General features: G+C 62.7%; 19 protein-coding genes. 12 read left to right on the forward strand and 7 right to left on the reverse strand.

Annotation, left to right across the window (positions count from 1 at the left end; all coding sequences use genetic code 11):
• Positions 1-92: 92 nt before the first annotated feature.
• Positions 93-335, reverse strand: coding sequence for an LLM class flavin-dependent oxidoreductase (locus HMPREF2757_RS10670; RefSeq protein WP_082790969.1), 243 nt, complete (start codon positions 333-335; stop codon positions 93-95).
• A 103-nt stretch (positions 336-438) separates the two neighbouring features.
• Here HMPREF2757_RS10670 and HMPREF2757_RS10675 point away from each other — a divergent pair, with 103 nt between their 5' ends.
• Positions 439-1566, forward strand: coding sequence for a DNA recombination protein RmuC (locus HMPREF2757_RS10675; RefSeq protein WP_062019797.1), 1128 nt, complete (start codon positions 439-441; stop codon positions 1564-1566).
• A 42-nt stretch (positions 1567-1608) separates the two neighbouring features.
• Here the strand turns inward: HMPREF2757_RS10675 and HMPREF2757_RS10680 are convergent, their stop codons facing one another.
• Positions 1609-2664, reverse strand: a complete 1056-nt coding sequence (locus HMPREF2757_RS10680) for a 4-hydroxy-3-methylbut-2-enyl diphosphate reductase (RefSeq protein WP_062019795.1) — start codon at positions 2662-2664, stop codon at positions 1609-1611.
• A 118-nt stretch (positions 2665-2782) separates the two neighbouring features.
• Between HMPREF2757_RS10680 and xseA the strand changes: the two genes are divergently transcribed.
• Both xseA and HMPREF2757_RS10690 read left to right on the forward strand, forming a co-directional pair.
• Positions 2783-4105 (forward strand): exodeoxyribonuclease VII large subunit, encoded by a 1323-nt coding sequence (xseA, locus tag HMPREF2757_RS10685; RefSeq protein WP_070514606.1) that lies wholly within the window; start codon positions 2783-2785, stop codon positions 4103-4105.
• Positions 4098-4355 carry an exodeoxyribonuclease VII small subunit gene (locus tag HMPREF2757_RS10690; protein ID WP_061944103.1) on the forward strand — a complete coding sequence of 86 codons (258 nt, stop codon included), beginning with the start codon at positions 4098-4100 and terminating at the stop codon, positions 4353-4355. The genes xseA and HMPREF2757_RS10690 overlap by 8 nt, the downstream gene beginning before the upstream one ends.
• 81 nt (positions 4356-4436) lie before the next feature.
• Here HMPREF2757_RS10690 and HMPREF2757_RS10695 read toward each other — a convergent pair whose 3' ends face one another.
• The gene (locus HMPREF2757_RS10695) at positions 4437-5006 is read right to left on the reverse strand and encodes a DUF4245 domain-containing protein (RefSeq protein WP_070428038.1); all 570 of its coding nucleotides are present in this window, start codon (positions 5004-5006) and stop codon (positions 4437-4439) included.
• Between the two features lie 99 nt (positions 5007-5105).
• On the opposite strand from HMPREF2757_RS10695, the gene glpX reads away from it, so the two are divergent.
• From glpX to HMPREF2757_RS10710, 3 genes are read left to right on the forward strand one after another with little or no spacing between them, the layout of a single operon-like run.
• The gene (gene glpX, locus HMPREF2757_RS10700) at positions 5106-6236 is read left to right on the forward strand and encodes a class II fructose-bisphosphatase (RefSeq protein ID WP_083272006.1); all 1131 of its coding nucleotides are present in this window, start codon (positions 5106-5108) and stop codon (positions 6234-6236) included.
• Complete coding sequence (locus HMPREF2757_RS10705; RefSeq protein ID WP_019175597.1) at positions 6236-6889, forward strand: carbonic anhydrase; 654 nt, start codon at positions 6236-6238, stop codon at positions 6887-6889. The genes glpX and HMPREF2757_RS10705 overlap by 1 nt, the downstream gene beginning before the upstream one ends.
• Entirely contained in the window at positions 6886-8289 is a 1404-nt protein-coding gene (locus HMPREF2757_RS10710) for a class II fumarate hydratase (protein ID WP_082784787.1), read from the forward strand. The genes HMPREF2757_RS10705 and HMPREF2757_RS10710 overlap by 4 nt, the downstream gene beginning before the upstream one ends.
• Positions 8290-8443: 154 nt before the next feature.
• On the opposite strand, the gene uppS is transcribed toward HMPREF2757_RS10710, so the two are convergent.
• Positions 8444-9247, reverse strand: a complete 804-nt coding sequence (gene uppS, locus HMPREF2757_RS10715) for a polyprenyl diphosphate synthase (protein ID WP_070576612.1) — start codon at positions 9245-9247, stop codon at positions 8444-8446.
• Between the two features lie 165 nt (positions 9248-9412).
• Here uppS and HMPREF2757_RS10720 point away from each other — a divergent pair, with 165 nt between their 5' ends.
• Positions 9413-10198, forward strand: a complete 786-nt coding sequence (locus tag HMPREF2757_RS10720) for a PAQR family membrane homeostasis protein TrhA (protein WP_062019785.1) — start codon at positions 9413-9415, stop codon at positions 10196-10198.
• 72 nt (positions 10199-10270) lie between these two features.
• On the opposite strand, the gene HMPREF2757_RS10725 is transcribed toward HMPREF2757_RS10720, so the two are convergent.
• Complete coding sequence (locus HMPREF2757_RS10725; protein ID WP_141738929.1) at positions 10271-10594, reverse strand: hypothetical protein; 324 nt, start codon at positions 10592-10594, stop codon at positions 10271-10273.
• On the reverse strand, positions 10594-11592 hold the full coding sequence (gene mca, locus HMPREF2757_RS10730) for a mycothiol conjugate amidase Mca (RefSeq protein ID WP_083304259.1): 999 nt from the start codon (positions 11590-11592) through the stop codon (positions 10594-10596). Before mca ends, HMPREF2757_RS10725 begins: the two co-directional genes overlap by 1 nt.
• Positions 11593-11685: 93 nt before the next feature.
• On the opposite strand from mca, the gene HMPREF2757_RS10735 reads away from it, so the two are divergent.
• Both HMPREF2757_RS10735 and greA read left to right on the forward strand, forming a co-directional pair.
• Complete coding sequence (locus HMPREF2757_RS10735; protein ID WP_070576618.1) at positions 11686-12093, forward strand: DUF4307 domain-containing protein; 408 nt, start codon at positions 11686-11688, stop codon at positions 12091-12093.
• A 90-nt stretch (positions 12094-12183) separates the two neighbouring features.
• Complete coding sequence (gene greA / locus HMPREF2757_RS10740) at positions 12184-12675, forward strand: transcription elongation factor GreA (RefSeq protein WP_070576621.1); 492 nt, start codon at positions 12184-12186, stop codon at positions 12673-12675.
• A 95-nt stretch (positions 12676-12770) separates the two neighbouring features.
• Here the strand turns inward: greA and HMPREF2757_RS10745 are convergent, their stop codons facing one another.
• Positions 12771-14081, reverse strand: coding sequence for an AI-2E family transporter (locus tag HMPREF2757_RS10745; protein WP_070576624.1), 1311 nt, complete (start codon positions 14079-14081; stop codon positions 12771-12773).
• Positions 14082-14202: 121 nt separating this feature from the next.
• Here HMPREF2757_RS10745 and HMPREF2757_RS10750 point away from each other — a divergent pair, with 121 nt between their 5' ends.
• The 3 genes from HMPREF2757_RS10750 (at position 14203) to HMPREF2757_RS10760 (ending at position 17797) form a co-directional block, all read left to right on the forward strand.
• Positions 14203-15150 carry an SGNH/GDSL hydrolase family protein gene (locus tag HMPREF2757_RS10750; RefSeq protein ID WP_070576627.1) on the forward strand — a complete coding sequence of 316 codons (948 nt, stop codon included), beginning with the start codon at positions 14203-14205 and terminating at the stop codon, positions 15148-15150.
• Entirely contained in the window at positions 15147-15839 is a 693-nt protein-coding gene (locus tag HMPREF2757_RS10755; protein ID WP_070576629.1) for a Maf family protein, read from the forward strand. Before HMPREF2757_RS10750 ends, HMPREF2757_RS10755 begins: the two co-directional genes overlap by 4 nt.
• Positions 15840-16012: 173 nt before the next feature.
• Complete coding sequence (locus HMPREF2757_RS10760) at positions 16013-17797, forward strand: acetyl/propionyl/methylcrotonyl-CoA carboxylase subunit alpha (RefSeq protein ID WP_070576632.1); 1785 nt, start codon at positions 16013-16015, stop codon at positions 17795-17797.
• Positions 17798-17911: the final 114 nt, after the last annotated feature.

Below are 17911 nucleotides of genomic sequence, written 5' to 3' on the forward strand. Positions count from 1 at the left end.
GGGGCTCGGGTGGGCCAGTCGGTCACGTTGGGGGCAACCGCGGCGCAGCCGCGGGCGGCAGCCGCTATCCAACGTCACAACCATGAGATGCGCTAACGCAGGTCGATGACACCGGTGCCGACTTCGATGTTGCGCGTCTTGGCCGCAATCGTCGCCAGCAGCGGCATGGGCGAACCCGACTGCGGCGCAAAGTGGTGAACACGGAAATAGGCGCCGTTGACACCAAGTTCGTCGGCACCCTGCGCGATATCAACCGCGTCAGTGAGCATCTGTTTGGCATCAAGGTCACTGCCCGGCACGTAATGCCCGAAGCTGAGGAATCCAAAAGACTTCATGCCAGCCAAACAAAGTTGAACCTTTGACTATTCCCCTTGGATTGAATCTGATCCGAAAACAGCTGCCCCTGGTTATGTCAGTGCCTCGGTGCACACTGGGGGCATGACTACAGCAGCCCTCGTCACCGCCGCCGTTGCAGCGATCGTCTTCCTCGCGCTCGGTGCTGTTATCGGCTTCCTGTTCGGTTCAGCGCGCACCCGCTCGGAAATGTCCACCAGGCTTGCTCAAGCGGAAACAGCCCAGCAGCTTCTGACTGACCGTTCCGAAGCACTGGAGGCTGATGCGCGCCTAGCCGGCGAACTCACCGGCGCTGTCGGCCCTCTTGCAGCCGGAGTGCGCCGGCTGCAGGAAGACCTCACCGAAACAGAGCGCCAGCGCATTGAGCAGATGACCAGGCTGAGCGAACAGCTCACTCACTTAAGCCAGCAGAACCGGGACCTTCGCGAATCGACCGGACGGCTTGGACAGGCGCTCAACGCGACCTCGTCCCGCGGTGCGTGGGGTGAGGTTCAACTGCGCAGGATCGTCGAATACGCGGGAATGCTTCCACACGTCGACTTCGACACTCAGGTCCGCGTGACCACAGCACACTCCGCCCTCCGCCCCGACATGGTCATCAACCTGCCCCACGGCGGAACCATCGTCGTCGATGCAAAAGCACCGCTGTCAGCACGCCTGCGGGCAGAAGAGAACGGCAAGCCCGCCGCGGACGAACACGCGCGTGCCTTCCTGCGGCACGTCGACTCGCTGGCATCAAAGGAGTACTGGAAGCAGTTCGCCGCTTCCCCTGACTTCGTCGTCTGCTTTGTGCCCAGCGATTCTCTCCTGTCAGAGGCCGCGGCTGCTTACCCACAGCTCATCGAACAGGCGATGTCGCGCAATGTCGTCATTGCCTCCCCTTCGACCCTCCTCGTGCTGCTGAAGACCGCAGCCATGGGCTGGCGGCACGAAGCCATCAGCAGCTCCGCAGAAGAAGTCCTGCAGTTGGGCCGGGAACTCTACGACCGCGTGGGAACGCTTGCCGGTCACGCAGCCCGAGTCGGTACGGCACTGCAGCGAGCGGTCGGCGACTACAACACGTTCATTGGGTCCTTTGAAAGCAGGTTCCTGGTAACTGCACGGAAGTTCACCCACACAGGCCTGAGCACCGAACAGATCGATGCCCTGCCCGGTCTCGACGCCGCTGTGCGCAAACCCAGCGCAGACGAACTCAGCCGGCCAGATCACTGATCTGGCCGGCTGAGCGGCAGGCTGTGTGACGTTTAAGAAACGTCAGCGCAGGTCGTGTTCGCGGTCCGCGCCATCCTTCTTGTTTGACGTCTTGTGTCCGGCAGCCTTGAGGTCCTTGCGCAGTTCGCGCGGCAGCGAAAACATCAGGTCCTCGGTAGCGGTCTGCACTTCTTCGACATCCGTGTAGCCGTACTCGGCCAGAAGCTTCAGCACTCCCTGCACCAGAACCTCGGGAACAGAAGCACCGCTGGTCACACCGACGGTGGCAACATCGTGGAACCACTCTTCGTCGACTTCGCGCGCAAAGTCCACCCGGTGCGCGGCCTTCGCTCCGGCTTCCAGAGCAACTTCGACAAGACGCACCGAGTTCGACGAATTCGCCGAGCCCACAACGATCACCAAATCTGCCTGCGGTGCGATCTTCTTCACCGCAACCTGACGGTTCTGGGTGGCGTAGCAGATGTCATCGCTCGGCGGATCCTGCAGCTGCGGGTAGCGCTCCCGCAGAATATTGACCGTTTCCATGGTTTCGTCCACCGACAGGGTGGTCTGCGAAATCCAAATGAGCTTTTCGGGATCACCCAGATCGACCGTGCGAGCCTCATCCGGGTTCTGCACCAGCACAATGTGGTCAGGGGCTTCGCCCATCGTGCCCTCGACTTCTTCGTGACCATCGTGGCCCACAAGGACGATCAGGTAGCCCTCTTTGGCAAAGCGGATTGCCTCACGGTGTACTTTCGTCACCAGCGGGCAGGTGGCGTCAATCGTCTCGAGATTGCGCGCAGCGGCCTTGGCGTGCACCTCCGGAGACACACCGTGGGCAGAGAACACCACGCGTTCGCCTTCGGGAACATCATTGGCGGAATCGACGAAGATCGCGCCGCGCTCGGTGAGCGTCTCAACAACATGGCGGTTGTGGACGATCTCCTTCCGAACATAAACGGGCTCACCATAGTGCTCAAGGGCACGTTCAACGGCGATGACAGCACGATCAACGCCCGCACAGTAACCGCGGGGAGCCGCCAGCAGAACCTGCTTAGCGCTCTCGGGCTGTCGGATTTCACTCGGCTCTTTGCGCACACGAGGCATGGCCGGCATGGGAACGCTCACAGTACTCACGCCACCATTGTAGGAAGCGCCTATGAGAATTCTGTGTCAGCACCTGGCGTTAGACTTCCCGACAACCCCAAGCGACGGCAGCAGAAGCGGAGGAAGCGTGGCACAGCGGATCAGCGGAACCCCGGGAACACTGGGCGCGCACACCCCACGCCCCCTGCCCGCACTGGCCGGCGACACCACTGCGGACAACCCGTGGCCCCTGGCTCTTCTGTCGCGCAAGATGAAAGAGTACATCGACCGCATGTCGGTCGTGTGGGTCGAAGGCCAGGTCATCCAGTTCAACCGGCGCGGCCGGGTCAGCTACTTCACGCTGCGGGACCTCAACGAAGAAATGTCGCTGCCCGTGCAGGTGTTCAACGACGTCCTCGAAAGGCTCGAATCCCCCATCGAAGAAGGCTCGCACATCGTCGTGCAGCTCAAAGCAGACTTCTGGGGCAAAGCCGGACGCCTGTCCATGCGCGCTCGCGACATCCGCCCGGTCGGTCTTGGCGAACTCCTCGCCCGGCTGGAACGCCTGCGCCGTCAACTGGCGGCTGAAGGCCTTTTCGACCCCGCGGCCAAAAAGCCGCTGCCGTTCCTGCCCGGCAGAATCGGGCTCATCACCGGACGGAACTCCGATGCCGAAAAGGACGTCCTGCGCAACGCGACACTGCGCTGGCCGGCCGTGCAGTTCGAAGTTCGCAACACAGCGGTGCAGGGAACAACCGCGGTCGGCCAGATCATCAGCGCACTGCGCGAACTCGACAGCGACCCCACCATTGACGTCATCGTCATCGCCCGCGGCGGTGGCAGCATGGAAGACCTCCTGCCGTTTTCCAACGAAACGCTCATCCGCGCGGTCTCTGATGCCACCACCCCCGTGGTGTCAGCCATCGGGCACGAAGCCGACAACCCCATCCTCGACGAAGTCGCGGACCTGCGCGCGTCCACGCCGACCGACGCTGCCAAGAGAATCGTGCCGGACGTCCACGAAGAGAACATGAAGATCCTCCAGGCCCGCGCCCAGCTGGACGGAGCGCTGGAAAGGTTCATCGCCCGGGAACTCACAGCACTGGAATCCGTGCGCTCAAGGCCTGTCCTTGCTGAACCGCAGCAGATGATCACCTCACGCCAACGGGATGTCGAAAACTGGCGCGAACGCGCCTGGCAGCTGGGCAATGCAGCAGTGCAGTCCGGCTTGGCGGAAGTCCAGCATCTGCGCACCCAGGTTCGCTCGCTGTCACCGCTGAACACCCTGGCCCGCGGCTACGCCGTGGTGCAGAGCGCTGACGGAACCGCCGTGCGCTCTGCGGAAACACTTACACCCGGCGATCACCTGACCATCACAGTCGAACGCGGTGTCTTCACCGCCGACGTCACTGAAATCGCCAACACCGACGGCCCCGGACGCCCCACGGAAGGAACAGATTCACATGACTGAGAACACCATGCCCGAAAGCACCGCCGCACCGTCGGATGCGCAGAACATGAGCTACGAACAGGCGCGCGACGAACTCGTCACTGTCGTGCGCACACTCGAAGGCGGCAACCTGCCGCTGGAAGAATCACTGCGCCTGTGGCAGCGCGGAGAAGAACTCGCCGACAGGTGCCAAGCATGGCTCGACGGTGCCCGCGAAACCCTCAACGAGGCTCAGGCCAAGCGCGAAAACACCACGGAGTCCGCTGAATAAAGGCTGCAGCTTCAGCGGCGGTTTCCGACCGCTCAACGGCGTTCAGCAGCCACGCTGGAGCAGAGCCAGTGAAAGAAGCACTCAGCCGTTCAGCTGCTCGACGGCCTGCTTCGCGTATTCGTGGTAGCTCTCCCACCGGGCTGAGCCCTTGAGGACGACCGTTGTTCCGGCAATCTTGCCCACCAGCGCCTGCTGGGTGAGGTCCTTCGATTCGTATTCGGTGAACTTCACACCGTCGATGTCCGACTTTCCGCGTTCGACAGCGCCGTCGAGAACGGAGGCGAGCCAATCATCGTCGCCCTCAGACTGGCGAACAGAAACCCACTGGTCCTGGGGGCCGACCATCGACACGTACCACGTATCTGCCTCAGGGTGGCCCATCTTGGTGAAGTGGGCGTCATTGGCGTTCCAGTCCTCGAGAAGCTTCGGTGTGTAGAGATCGAAGCCGGCGTGATCCTCGGCAGCCTGGCCGATCGAGGCAACATCAACGCTGCGCGTAGGATCGCCCTTCGGCTGCGGAACGAGCATAAAAACGACGAACACCACGCCGAAGCAGATGAGCAGGGCGATGATCATATTGACCCAGTTCGACGTCAGGCGGATCTGGCGCATTTCTTCCCGCGAACCGGGAACGGGCTTCTTCTCAGACACGCCCCCTATTGTCTCTGAGCGCGAACGCAAACGCACACCCACCCACCCCTTGGCCCATCTGAGTTCGCTGTGTCACAGCCGGGTGGCACAATAAGGACTATGAGCACCAGCGAAACACCGGCAGAAAACCCGACTGTCAAAGGCCACCACAACGGCGGACGGGCTTCTGCCCCGCCTCAGGCCGTCACCGATGAATGGACGCAGCGTCTGCGCACGCAGGCCGGCGAACCCGACCGCAACCTCGCACTCGAACTCGTCCGCGTCACAGAAGCCGCCGCAATCGCGGCAGCCCCGTGGGTGGGACGTGGCGACAAACTGGCCGCCGACGGCGCCGCAGTTGCCGCCATGCGCAATGTCATTTCAACCGTCACCATGAACGGCACCGTCGTAATCGGCGAAGGCGAAAAAGACGAAGCCCCCATGCTGTACAACGGCGAAGCAGTCGGCAACGGCGACGGTGCTCTGTGCGATGTCGCAGTCGACCCCATCGACGGCACCACGCTGACCGCCAAGGGCATGCCCAACGCGATTTCCGTCATGGCGGTCTCTGAAGACGGCTCCATGTACGACCCTTCGGCTGTCTTCTACATGGAAAAGCTCGTCGTCGGCCCCGACGCCGCAGACTACGTTGACCTTCGCCTGCCGGTGGACGAAAACATCCGCCGCGTTGCAAAGGCCAAGGGCAACCCCGGCAACCCTTCCTCGGTCACCGTCGTCATCCTCGACCGTCCCCGCCACAAAGACCTCATCCAGCAGGTCCGCGACGCCGGCGCACGCGTCAAGCTCATCTCCGACGGCGACGTCGCGGGCTCCATCGCAGCCTGCCGCCCCGGCACTGGAATCGACATGCTCATGGGCATCGGCGGAACCCCCGAAGGGATCATCTCGGCCTGCGCAATCAAGGCCCTCGGCGGCGTCATCCAGGGTCGCCTGTGGCCACAGGACGACGCTGAACGCCAGGGTGCAATCGACGCGGGTCTCGACGTCGACGCCGTGCTCAGCACGGACGACCTCGTCACCGGCGACAACACGTACTTCGTCGCCACGGGCATCACCGGCGGCGACCTCCTGGGCGGTCTTCGCTACGAAGGCAAGCGCGTCGTCACCGAATCACTCGTCATGCGTTCAAAGTCCGGCACGGTCCGCACCGTCATGGCGGAACACCTTCTTGAGAAGACCCACTCCTACGAAGAAGCGGCAAAGGAAGCCGCTGCGCGAGGTCTGGTCTGATGCCGGCACGCAATCTTTCTCCGCAGCAGGCACTCGACCACCTGATGGAAGGCAACAAGCGCTTTGTTGCAGACACCCCGTCGCACCCCAACCAGAACTCCAAGCACCGCAGCACGCTGACCGACCACCAGCACCCCTACGCAACACTGTTCGGCTGTGCTGATTCGCGCGTTGCCGCGGAAATGATCTTCGACGTCGGTCTTGGCGAAATGTTCGTCGTCCGCACAGCCGGCCAGGTCACGGACGCGGTCACCATCGGCAGCCTCGAATACGGGGCATCCAACCTCGGCACGCCGCTGCTGATCGTGCTGGGCCACGACAGCTGCGGGGCTGTAACCGCCGCAGTCGAATCCCTCGAAACCGGCGAAACGCCCAATGGATTCGTCTACGACGTCGTCTCACGACTCCTGCCGACCGTCATCCACGCTCGTCGCGACGGCTTCAATGACATCGGCGGCGCTGTACACCAGAACACCGTCGACACGGTGCACCTGCTGTACGAACGCTCTCAAATCCTCAAAGAGCTGGTCGACTCCGGCCAGCTCATGATCGTCGGCATGACCTACAAGCTCAAAGACGGCCGCGCCAAGATCGTCGCCCAGATCGGCGGCGAAGCGGCCACGGAAAAGGAACTCACGGAGGCAGCACAGTGACAGAATTCCGCATCGAACACGACACCATGGGCGAAGTCAAAGTCCCCAAGGACGCCCTCTACGCCGCGCAGACCCAGCGCGCCGTCGAGAACTTCCCCATTTCGGGCAAGACCCTCGAAAACGCCCATATCGCAGCTCTCGGTCAGGTGAAGAAAGCCGCGGCGCGCGCCAACCAGGAACTTGGCGTTCTCGATGCCGAGCGCGCCGAAGCCATCGCCCAGGCAGCTGACGAAGTCATCGCCGGCAAGCACAACGGCGAGTACCCCATCGACGTGTTCCAGACCGGTTCGGGCACATCCTCGAACATGAACACGAACGAAGTCCTGGCCAACCTCGCCACCCAGATCCTCAAGGACAAGGGCATCGAGGTTCACCCCAACGACCACGTGAATGCTTCCCAGTCCTCCAACGACGTCTTCCCCACCTCGGTGCACGTTGCCGTCACCGGCGCACTGGTCAACGACCTCATTCCGGCTATGCGCACGCTCGCCGAATCGCTGGAAAAGAAGGCCGAAGCCTGGAAGGACGTCGTCAAGGCCGGCCGTACGCACCTGATGGACGCCACACCTGTGACGCTCGGCCAGGAATTCTCCGGCTACGCCGCACAGGTTCGCATCGGCATCGAGCGCATCGAAGCCTCGCTCCCCCGCGTGGCTGAAGTCCCGCAGGGCGGCACCGCCACCGGCACCGGCATCAACACGCCCGACGGCTTCTCCAAGCGCGTCATCGAACTGCTGGCCGAACAGACCGGCCTGCCCATTACGGAAGCGCGCAACCACTTCGAAGCACAGGCCAACCGCGACGGCCTCGTGGAGGTCTCCGGTCAGCTGCGCACCATTGCCTACAGCTACATGAAGATCAACAACGACCTGCGCTGGATGGGTTCGGGCCCCAACACGGGTCTGGGCGAAATCCACATCCCGGACCTCCAGCCCGGTTCGTCGATCATGCCCGGCAAGGTCAACCCGGTCATCTGCGAAGCCGCAATCATGGTTTCAGCTCAGGTCATCGGCAACGACACCACCATTTCGCTGTCCTCGACCAACGGCGCCTTCGAACTCAACGTGGGCATCCCGGTCATGGCTGCGAACCTGCTGGAATCCATCCGCCTGATGGCCAACACCTCGGTCGTCATGGCTGAAAAGATGATCGACGGCCTGACCGTCAACGAAGAGCGCGCCCGCTTCCTCGCCGAAGCATCGCCGTCGATCGTGACCCCGCTGAACAAGGTCATCGGCTACGAAGCAGCTGCAGCAATCGCCAAGCACGCTGTTGCAGAGAAGATGACGGTCAAGGAAGCCACCATCGACCTGGGCTACGTCGAAAACGGCACCATCACGGAAGAAGAGCTCGACAAGGCTCTCGACGTGATGACCATGGTCGGCAACTACAACCGCTGACGCAGCGCTGGGCAAACCAGTCTCGGCAAGCCCCTGACAGCAGAACGGGCGCCCGCCGGCTCCACACGGAGTCGGCGGGCGCCCGTCTTTTAGCTGCCTTATAGCTTTAGGCGCCACGCCCCGGTGGCGCCACGCCCGGTGCGCATTCGGCCCGTCAGCGGCCGAAGCGGCGTGAACGGTTCGAGAAGTCGCGCACCGCGCGCAGAAAGTCGGTTTTGCGGAAAGCCGGCCAGTAGGCCTCACAGAAGTAGAACTCCGAATAGGCGCTCTGCCACATAAGAAAGCCTGACAGACGCTGTTCGCCCGACGACCGGATGATCAGATCGGGGTCCGGCTGTCCCTTCGTGTACAGGTGCTCTGAGAGCTTCTCTTCGGAAACATCGTCAATTGCACAGCTGAGGTCGCGTCCGGCTTCGAGTTCTGCCTTCAGGTAGGACCGAACCGCGTCGATGATTTCAGCCCGTCCTCCGTAGCCGACGGCAATGTTGACCGCGACACGCGAAGCTGTTTCAGACGCTCCGGCAGACCGTTCCTGTGCCGCCTGCAGTCGGCTGCGCAGACCACCGGGAAGAAGTTCAAGATTGCCCACAAGGTTGACGGAGTACCACTCAGTGTCGGCGATTTCGTCAACAAGGTCGCCGATGATTTCGGTCAGCGCCGCAACTTCTTCTTCGGCACGGGCCAGGTTTTCCTTCGACAAGACGTAGAGGGTAACCATTTCGACGCCGATTTCATCGCACCAGCCCAAGAACTCGATGATCTTCTGAGCTCCGGCCCTGTGGCCCTGTTCGGTGGTTGCGCCGAATTCGCGCGCCCAGCGACGATTGCCGTCGGTGATGACTCCGATGTGACGGGGAATCGCGGTGTCCGGCTGCAGGGATTTGACCATGCGCAGGTTGTACAGCCAGTGCAGCAGGCCCGTGGATGAACCAGCACGCGGTATTCTCGGTGCTTTCATCTTTCGGCCTTCCTCCCGTGCGGACAGTTGACTCATGTGAGCCTTCAGCCCATCGACTTCCGCATCCACCGTGTGCTTGTGGGTGCATTCCTAATCTAATAGATAGCAGGGGCCGCCCTGTGGAATGCCCACGCTTCTGTCAGTCCCAAAACATACACTTCACATATGGAGCACCAAACCGCCGCCTCGGCCCTTGTTCCGGACGATCGGCCACGTGAAGAAACCACTGCCCCCGGCCGCAGGGTCTCTGTGTCGCGCAGCCGCATGTCACGCCGCAGGCGAGCCTTTCTTCGCACTGAGCTGGGCCGTATGGTCGGGCAGAAGAAAACATCGTGGCGCGGGTGGATTCACGTCGGCGCATTCCCTCTGGCCGTCATCGGCGGACTCGCTGCCGTCATCCTCGGTCCGACCATCCCGGTGCGCCTGGGTGCTGCTGTTTTCGCCCTGACCGGCATGCTGCTGTTCGGCACTTCGGCTGTATATCACCGTGGACCGTGGCGCATGCGCATTCGCCTGCTGTTGCGCAGGTTCGACCACGCCAACATCTTCCTCATCATCGCCGGCACCTACACTCCCCTGGCACTGCTCCTGCTGCCGTCTGACGAGGCACTCATCCTCTTGACCGTCATGTGGGTTGGGGCGGCTGCCGGTGTTGCCTTCCGGCTCATCTGGACGTCCGCCCCGCGTGCGCTTTTCGTGCCGGTCTACATCGGCATCGGTGTGGCCGGGGTCGGCTATGTGCCGCACATGTGGGTGGCGAACCTTGCCGCGGGAATCCTCGTGGTGATCGGCGGGGCTTTCTACATTGCCGGTGCTGTCATCTACGGGCTCAAGCGCCCCAATCCGGTGCCGGGAGCCTTCGGCTTCCACGAGATCTTCCACGCCTGCACCGTGGTGGGCTACGGCTGTCATCTGGCGGCTATGCTCACCGCCTCCGCTATGGCCATATAAAAGCGGGGCGACTGCCCTGTCAGGCAGTCACCCCGATCTTTTAGCATTCCTCTTAAAGGCGCCGATCAGCTTTCAGCTGTCTGTGCGGGTGTCTTCGGGTCCGGTTTGTCCGCTGTCGCCGTCCTGCCTCTCTTCCGGCCCCTGCCAGTCGGGGCGGGCTGACTGCTGTCCTTCGAGGTCGCCGTCTTTGCGCAGCGGAATGGTGTATTCGACCCGTGCGCCGTCGCGTGCGCGAATGCGGCGAATGCGGCGTACGGCGTCGCGGATGAGGAAGATCGTTGCAACCACAACAAGCGCTGTGGCGACGAACCCGATTGTGCCGGGGGTGACCAGCACGGGGTCCGGCATTTTCGGCGGCTGTTCCTGTGCCACGGCGAAGACGATGGTGTCGAGCATCATTCTCCTTGGAGTTTCTGGGCGGGTTCGACGATCTCAATTCCGGCTGTGCGCATGGCGGCTTTCAGGTCTCCCGGCGCTACGAAGGTGCCGTCTTCGAGTGTGATTCCCTCAAACAGGTCATGTTCGGAGAACTCGCCGAAATCGCCGTCCCTGCCGGTGTTGTCGACGGCGAGTTCGAACTCTTCTGTGGGCCAGTACTGTTCAGCCATCATCTGCACTTCCGAGAAAAACCCGCTGCTGGGGTCGATCTGGGTTGCGTGAGCGCGCAGCGCTTCTGCCGCGGTTTCCAAGAAGGCCCCCGCGGGGATTGATGCGGTCAGCTTGTAGTCGCGTTTGTTCGCCGAGGTGCGGATGCGCTCCTGGCGTTCAGCGCTCAGGGGCGATTCAGCGCCCAGTTTCGCCATGATGCCGTGAATGTGCATCCACTTAGCCGGCGTGAGGTCCATGTTGTAGTAGACCTTCGGCACCTGCCAGGCCTCGCCCAGTTCGGGGTTGCAGTCAGCATCAGCTGCCATCTGGACTGCGAGCATCGTGGCTTCGTGAGCGCGGATGTGGTCCGGGTGAGGGTACCCGCCGAGTTCGTCATAGGTCGTCACCACGTGCGGGCGCAGTTGGCGGATGAGGTGGACCAGCGGCCGTGCCGCGACTTCTGTCGGAGCGGTCCAGAACGTTCCGTGATCAATATCGTCGAAGCCGCCTTCGGGCAGGCCCGAATCAACGAAGCCGATCCACTTGTGCTGGGCACCAAGACGCTGTGCGGCACGCGCCATTTCGTCCCGGCGCAGACCCGCGATGTCGCGAATGGCCGCGGGGCTTCCCTCGAGAGCAGGGTTGAGAATCGAACCCGCTTCCCCACCGGTCATCGTGGCGATCGTGACCTGCGCTCCGAGTGTCGTGTAGAGCGCCGTCGTCGCACCTCCCTTAGACGATTCGTCGTCAGGGTGAGCATGCACTGCAAGCATGCGCAGCTGCGAATACGGCGCGGTTGATTTCACGTAGACCTCCATGAGGGCGCGGGCTCGCTCCCGGCGGAAATGACTACTCTAGACTAGTACGTCGAACATGAACGCTTGGCAGAAAGGTCGGCTGTGAGCGAAAGGTACGGGGGGCGTGCACCCGGCTATCGAGGTGCACAGCTGAACAGACGCACGCTGCTCATCATTGCCGGCATCATTGCTGTCCTGATCACAGCCGGAGCTGCCTTTTTCGCCTTTCGACCGGCGGGCGCACCGACTACGGCATCCGATGTCGCCTTTGAAGCCGTCGATTCCAATCGGGCGATCGTGGAATTCAACATCCGGCCCGACCGCAGCCGCGATTCTGTGTGCTCTGTGGTTGCGAAGAACGACTTCGAGGCCGTGGTGGGATACCGCGAGGTGACGATCCCCGCAGCACCTGACACCGCCTCGTCAGACCTGTTTCATCAGGAAGTCAGTGTCAACACAACCCAGCTTGCAGTGCAGGGGCACTTAGAAACCTGCTGGTTTGTCAGCTAAAATGACGTGATAACCATCCCGGGTCCTCTGCGGACCCGGGATTTCACTTAGACATGCGCTGCACGGTGCAGCGCCTAAGGAGGAAACATCATGGCTGAAGAAAACGTCGGCGACAAGACGTGGCTGACCAAAGAGGCCTACGAGCGCCTGACAAAGGAACTCGAACACCTCCAGGGCCCCGGCCGAGCAGAAATCGCGGAGCGCATTGACGCTGCGCGCGAAGAAGGCGACCTCAAGGAAAACGGCGGCTACCACGCTGCGCGCGACGAGCAGGGTCAGATGGAGGCCCGCATCCGCCAGCTCGAAGAGCTGCTGCGCAACGCCGAAGTCGGCGAAGCGGACGCGGACGACAAAACCGCAGGACCCGGCAAGCTGATCGTCGTTGAGATGAACGGCCGAAAGATGGAGTTCCTGTTGGGTTCGCGCGAAATCATCTCGGAAGAAGACAAAGTCGAAGTGTTCTCCGAACAGTCGCCTCTGGGCCAGGCGGTCAACGGGGCGAAGGTCGGCGACGACGTCGAATACGAAGCCCCCAACGGCAGGAAGATCACTGTCACCGTGAAATCGGCGAAGGCGTACTGATCACCTGACACGCCGGAAGGCTCAACCTTTCTGAAGACGAAGACGGCGGGAGCAGACACTGTGTCTGCTCCCGCCGTCTTCGTCTTCAGCCCGACTCACCCGGAGGCTTCACTCTGTTTGAAATCGGAGATGATGACAGTGCGCCTCTGACTATCGGGGGTTCTGGCCGCAACACCCGGTGAGGTTTCGCCCGGCAGGTTCGGCCCCTCCCCGGACGCGATCACGCCTTCGCGCCGAGCATCGGCGAGCATCTGCTGGGAGGACAGTTCGGCCAGGTATCCAATAGCCGCAGACACGGAGGCGACAAGCGGCACAGCGAACAGTGCGCCGACAATGCCGAACTGATAGGAGCCGACGGTCACAGCAAGGACAACGGCAAGCGGGTGGACCGACACGGCCTTGCCCATGAGGAACGGCTGCAGCACGTTGCTCTCAACCTGCTGCACCAGCAGAACGATGCCGAGCATGACGATCGCGTGCACGAAGCCCTTGGCCACGAGAGCCAAGAGGACCGCGATGATGCCCGTGGCGACAGCACCGACAAACGGGATGAATGACGCCAGGAAGATCAGCACAGTCAGCGGGATGACAAGCGGCACACCCAGAATGAGCGCACCGATGCCGATGCCCAGAGCATCGACCGCCGCAACGATCACCTGGATCCGGGCGTACTGGCCCAGTGCCATCCAACCTCGGAAGGCGGCACCCAGTGCCGGTTCCCGTGCCGGAACCGGAAGCAGGCGGGTGATCCAGCGGGTGATCCGGCTGCCTTCGAGCAGGAAGAAGAAGGTGGCGAACAGCGAAATCAGCAAACCGGCGAAGAACGTGCCGACACTCGAAGCGGCGCCGAGAACACCCGTTGCGATCTTGCCCTTCTGAGCACTGAGAAATTCATTGACCTGCTGTGTTGCATCGGCAACAGTCTGCGCGATCACCGTCGAATCCAAGCCCAGCGGGTTCGACTGAATCCAAACGGCAATAGCGTCGACACCCTTCATGGTGGTCGACGTCAAGTCGATGATTCCGGCGACAAGCTGCTGGCCGACGAGCGCGAGCAGACCCGCTACCACCAGGATGAAGCTCAGAAGCACCGTCGCGGCGGCGGCCGTCCGGGGCCACTTGTGCCGAGCCAAGAAGTTCACCAGCGGCGTCAACAGGGCTGAAATCAGCAGAGCGACAAGCAGCGGAATGAGAACGTATGTGATCTTCGACAAAAGCCACAGCAGAACGGCCACCGCCGCCAATACAACCAGCGAGCGCCAGCTCCAGGCCGCAGCCAAGCGCAAACCGCGTGACACAAAGGGAACATAGCTTCGCGACTGCAGCCGGTACGCATCTGCCAGCGCGGGATCCGTCAGCTGCTCGGCAGCTGCCCCCGGCTGGTCTTTGGGGCTCTTCTTCGTCATGGGACCAGGCTATATCCTGTGCGCCCTTCAGCGCTCACGCCCGGCCGAACCGACGGCACTTACCGCAAACACGCTTTCGCGCGGAAACAGACCCTTCGTCGAGGGCAGATAGAGTGGGATCGTGAAGAACAGCTGGAAAGCGATACTCGCAGTCGGAACCACAGCCGGTGCCGCTGCAGGAGCCGGAACGGGAATCCTGCGGGCTCAGTCCAAACGAGTCCGCCGTGCATTCCGCGCTGATGCGCAGCGGCGCAAATATCCCCACGCTGCCGTTGTGTGCGACGACGGGACCCGAGGCCCTCTCAGCACCGAGGACAGCGAACTGCCAGCAGTTGCCGTCATTGGGGATTCGTGGCTGTCGGGAATCGGCCTGGAGACCGCTGATGACCACCCCGCAGTGCGCATTGCCCGCGGTTTTTCGGCCTTGACGCAGTCACCGGTCCGCCTGCGCAGCCTCGCTGTTCCCGCTGTCGGAGCGACCGCGATCGCCGCACAGGTCTCAGAGCTCTTGGCCGATCCGACCATGGAGCGCACACCCGGAGGCTCCCAGCTTCGCCTTGCTGTCATCTCAATGGGCACCGCCGATGTCGTCCACCCGGTCAAGGGCACCATCGGCCTGCCGATTCTCACCAACGCCATCAACCGCCTGCAGGTCGAAGGCAACTACAGGGTGCTCGTTCTGACCACACCCAATCTCGGCAGCCTGCCGGGACTGCGCAATCCTGTGCGCACGGTCCTGCGCCGCTCGTCGCGTGTTCTTGCCGGGTCCCAGACCGTTGCGGCCCTGTCGACGAACGCGGTCCCCATCAGCCTCACCCACTTGCTCTCCGGGACATCGCGTATGAGCCTCCTGGCCCCAGAGGGTCGCTATCCGTCGCGCTTCGGCAGCGCCCAGATCGCCTCGGCAATTGTCACAACAGTTGCCCGGGTCATGGATTTTCCCACTGCGATCGCACAGCAGTCCCAGCCGTCGTCCACTCCCCCGGCACCCACATCTGCCTTGCAGAGGCAGGCCGCCCGGGCGCCTAGGAGCTGTGCATCTGCAGAAGAACAGGACAGCGCCGAATGACCGCTGTGATCCTCGCGTCCGGGTCGCCTTCCCGACTGTCGATTCTGCGAGCCGCCGGCATAGAGCCGACCGTGATTGTCTCCGGTGTTGACGAAGATGCGGCGCTGAGCCTCGCTGCGCAGAAAGTGGGCCGCGAACTCACCACTGCCGAGCAGACAGCCGTTCTGGCATCTGCCAAAGGCCGTGCGGTCATCAGCGAACTCACTGCTGAAAATCTGCCGGGCAAAGCGGGAGAACCCGTTGTTCTCATCGCCTCTGATTCCATGCTTGAGCTCGACGGGCAGGCTGTCGGCAAGCCCCACACCCCGCAGCGCGCCCGCGCACTGTGGCGGACAATGGGCGGACGCACAGCTCACCTGCACAGCGGAATATTCATGGCCCGCCTGGACTGTCCGACCGGCGGAAGCGCACCGAGAGTCGAAGACTTCACGGAGGCCGTGGGATCGACGCTCATCACAACCGCTGAACTCACAGATGCCGAAATCGAGGCCTACGTGGGAACCCAAGAGCCTCTCAAAGTGGCTGGCGGGCTGACAATCGACGGCTATGGAGCCGCTTTCGTCACCCGAATCGAAGGCGATCACACCAACGTTCTGGGCATGTCCGTACCCCTGCTGCGCGATATGTGCCGACAGCTGGGCGTCGAATGGCACTCCCTGTGGAACCGGGCCTCCGGTGCGAGCGTCTGATCGCGGCTGAAGGCGGGTGTCACGGCCCGGGCAGAGTAGGCCAGCCCACAGCAGACACGCACACCCAATGCTTGCGCCAAAAGCTTTTCCATTCCTTTTGTCACCAGCACACAAACCATTAGTGCTCATCACTAGATTTGCTGTGTCTATCCCCGACCCTCTCAGGAGAGCGAATGTCGCCGACCTTTTCCGCAACGGTGAAAACCAAGCCGTTCACGCGGGTGCTCATCGCCAATCGCGGTGAAATCGCCCTGCGGGTTGTCCGGGCGTGCCACGATCTCGGTCTGACCGCGATCGCCGCCTACACAACACCCGATTCGGACGCCGACTTCGTCCGCTACGCCGACGATGCCTGGCTCATGCCCGGCAGCGGTGCGGCTGAAACCTACCTCGACATCGACTCCATCCTCACAATCGCCGAACGCTCCGGCGCTGAAGCCGTCCACCCCGGCTACGGGTACCTGGCAGAAAGCCCCGAATTCGCCCAGGCGGTCATCGACGCGGGCCTCGTGTGGGTCGGACCTCCCCCGGCAGCCATCGCAGGCCTTGCAGACAAAGCCAACGCCCGCGCTGTGGCGCGTGAAGTCGGCGCACCCACCACGCGCGGATCCAACGGACCGGTGGAGAGCGTCGACGACGCCCTCGCCGTAGCCGACGAGATCGGCTACCCCATTGTCATCAAAGCCGTGCACGGCGGCGGCGGGCGCGGCTTCCGCACGGCGGCCAGCCGGGCCGAACTGCCCCACGCATACGAATCCGCCGGCCGCGAAGCCAAAGCCGCTTTCGGCCGCGACGACGTGCTGGTCGAACAGCAGATCCTTCGTCCCCGCCACATCGAAGTCCAGGCGATCGCCGATGCCGCCGGGCGTGTCCTCATCGGGTCGACGCGCGACTGCACTCTGCAGCGCCGCAACCAGAAGATCATCGAAGAAGCCCCTGCACCGTTCCTCAGCGACGAACAGGTTGCCACTCTTGAAGAGGCAACCACGAACATTCTGCATGCCGTGGGCTATGTGGGCGCTGCCACCTGTGAGTTCCTCATGGGCGACAACGGCACGCTGTCGTTTATGGAAACCAACGCCCGTATCCAGGTCGAGCACACCATCACGGAAGAGGTCGCGGGCATTGACCTTGTCGCATGGCAGCTGAAGATCGCCCAGGGCGAATCTCTGCCCGAATCCTTCCCCGCACCCCGCGGCCACGCCATCCAGTTCCGCATCAACGCAGAAGACCCCGCCCAGAACTTCTTCCCCGCAACCGGCAAGATCACCGCTCTGCGCGAGCCTGCCGGACCCGGCGTGCGCATGGACTCCGGCGTGGAAGTCGGCCGTTTCGTCACCTCGGACTTCGACCCCATGCTCGCCAAGCTCATTGTGACCGGCGAAGACCGCCAGCATGCACTCGCCCGCGCCCGCCGCGCACTGAGCGAATACGTACTCGAAGGGGTCGCAACGCTTCTGCCGCTGCACCGGGCCTTGGTGAACGAGCCGGCTTTCGCAGACGACTTCTCTGTGTCGACCGAATGGCTGCAGACCGAGTACGTCCCGAACTTCGACATCTTCGCTTCAACGCAGGCCGACCAGGGTGCCGAAAGCAGCTCGGTCGATGTTGTCGTCGAAGTCGACGGGCACCGCCTGACCGTCAAAGTTCCCAAGGAGCTGGCGGCGGCCGGCAACACAGCCGCTGCGACCGAACGCCCCGCCCGTCGCCTGCGCCGCAAGGGCTCACGGCGGGCAAGCGAATCGGCTGAGCTGGCAGCACCCATGCAGGGCACCATCGTGTCCGTCGAGGTGGCTGCCGGCGATTCAGTGTCCGAAGGTCAGACGCTGGCTGTCATCGAGGCCATGAAGATGGAGCAGCCCCTCAAAGCCGCCCGCGAAGGCGTTGTGAGCGACGTTCTCGTGGAGGCTGGCGCTTCCGTTAAGTCTGGAACAACACTCATCACCTTCGCTTCCTAAGCTCTGCCCGCTGAGTCTGCGCCCTAGGTCGGCAAGGCACCTGATGCCGCAGGCAGCAGTTGAATCGCAGGGCCACAGACAGCAGCAGAGCCGCACTTTGTGTGCGGCTCTGCT

This window comes from Brevibacterium sp. HMSC063G07 (genome assembly GCF_001810665.1).
In the GTDB taxonomy this organism is placed as follows: domain Bacteria; phylum Actinomycetota; class Actinomycetes; order Actinomycetales; family Brevibacteriaceae; genus Brevibacterium.

What these genes read in the sequence shown, in the direction of transcription:
- HMPREF2757_RS10670 (WP_082790969.1), bottom strand. Translation starts at nt 335, where the DNA reads ATGAAGTCTTTTGGATTCCTCAGCTTCGGGCATTACGTGCCGGGCAGT.
- HMPREF2757_RS10675 (WP_062019797.1), top strand. Translation starts at nt 439, where the DNA reads ATGACTACAGCAGCCCTCGTCACCGCCGCCGTTGCAGCGATCGTCTTC.
- HMPREF2757_RS10680 (WP_062019795.1), bottom strand. Translation starts at nt 2,664, where the DNA reads ATGCCGGCCATGCCTCGTGTGCGCAAAGAGCCGAGTGAAATCCGACAG.
- HMPREF2757_RS10690 (WP_061944103.1), top strand. Translation starts at nt 4,098, where the DNA reads ATGACTGAGAACACCATGCCCGAAAGCACCGCCGCACCGTCGGATGCG.
- glpX (WP_083272006.1), top strand. Translation starts at nt 5,106, where the DNA reads ATGAGCACCAGCGAAACACCGGCAGAAAACCCGACTGTCAAAGGCCAC.
- HMPREF2757_RS10705 (WP_019175597.1), top strand. Translation starts at nt 6,236, where the DNA reads ATGCCGGCACGCAATCTTTCTCCGCAGCAGGCACTCGACCACCTGATG.
- uppS (WP_070576612.1), bottom strand. Translation starts at nt 9,247, where the DNA reads ATGAAAGCACCGAGAATACCGCGTGCTGGTTCATCCACGGGCCTGCTG.
- HMPREF2757_RS10720 (WP_062019785.1), top strand. Translation starts at nt 9,413, where the DNA reads ATGGAGCACCAAACCGCCGCCTCGGCCCTTGTTCCGGACGATCGGCCA.
- HMPREF2757_RS10725 (WP_141738929.1), bottom strand. Translation starts at nt 10,594, where the DNA reads ATGCTCGACACCATCGTCTTCGCCGTGGCACAGGAACAGCCGCCGAAA.
- greA (WP_070576621.1), top strand. Translation starts at nt 12,184, where the DNA reads ATGGCTGAAGAAAACGTCGGCGACAAGACGTGGCTGACCAAAGAGGCC.
- HMPREF2757_RS10745 (WP_070576624.1), bottom strand. Translation starts at nt 14,081, where the DNA reads ATGACGAAGAAGAGCCCCAAAGACCAGCCGGGGGCAGCTGCCGAGCAG.
- HMPREF2757_RS10755 (WP_070576629.1), top strand. Translation starts at nt 15,147, where the DNA reads ATGACCGCTGTGATCCTCGCGTCCGGGTCGCCTTCCCGACTGTCGATT.
- HMPREF2757_RS10760 (WP_070576632.1), top strand. Translation starts at nt 16,013, where the DNA reads ATGTCGCCGACCTTTTCCGCAACGGTGAAAACCAAGCCGTTCACGCGG.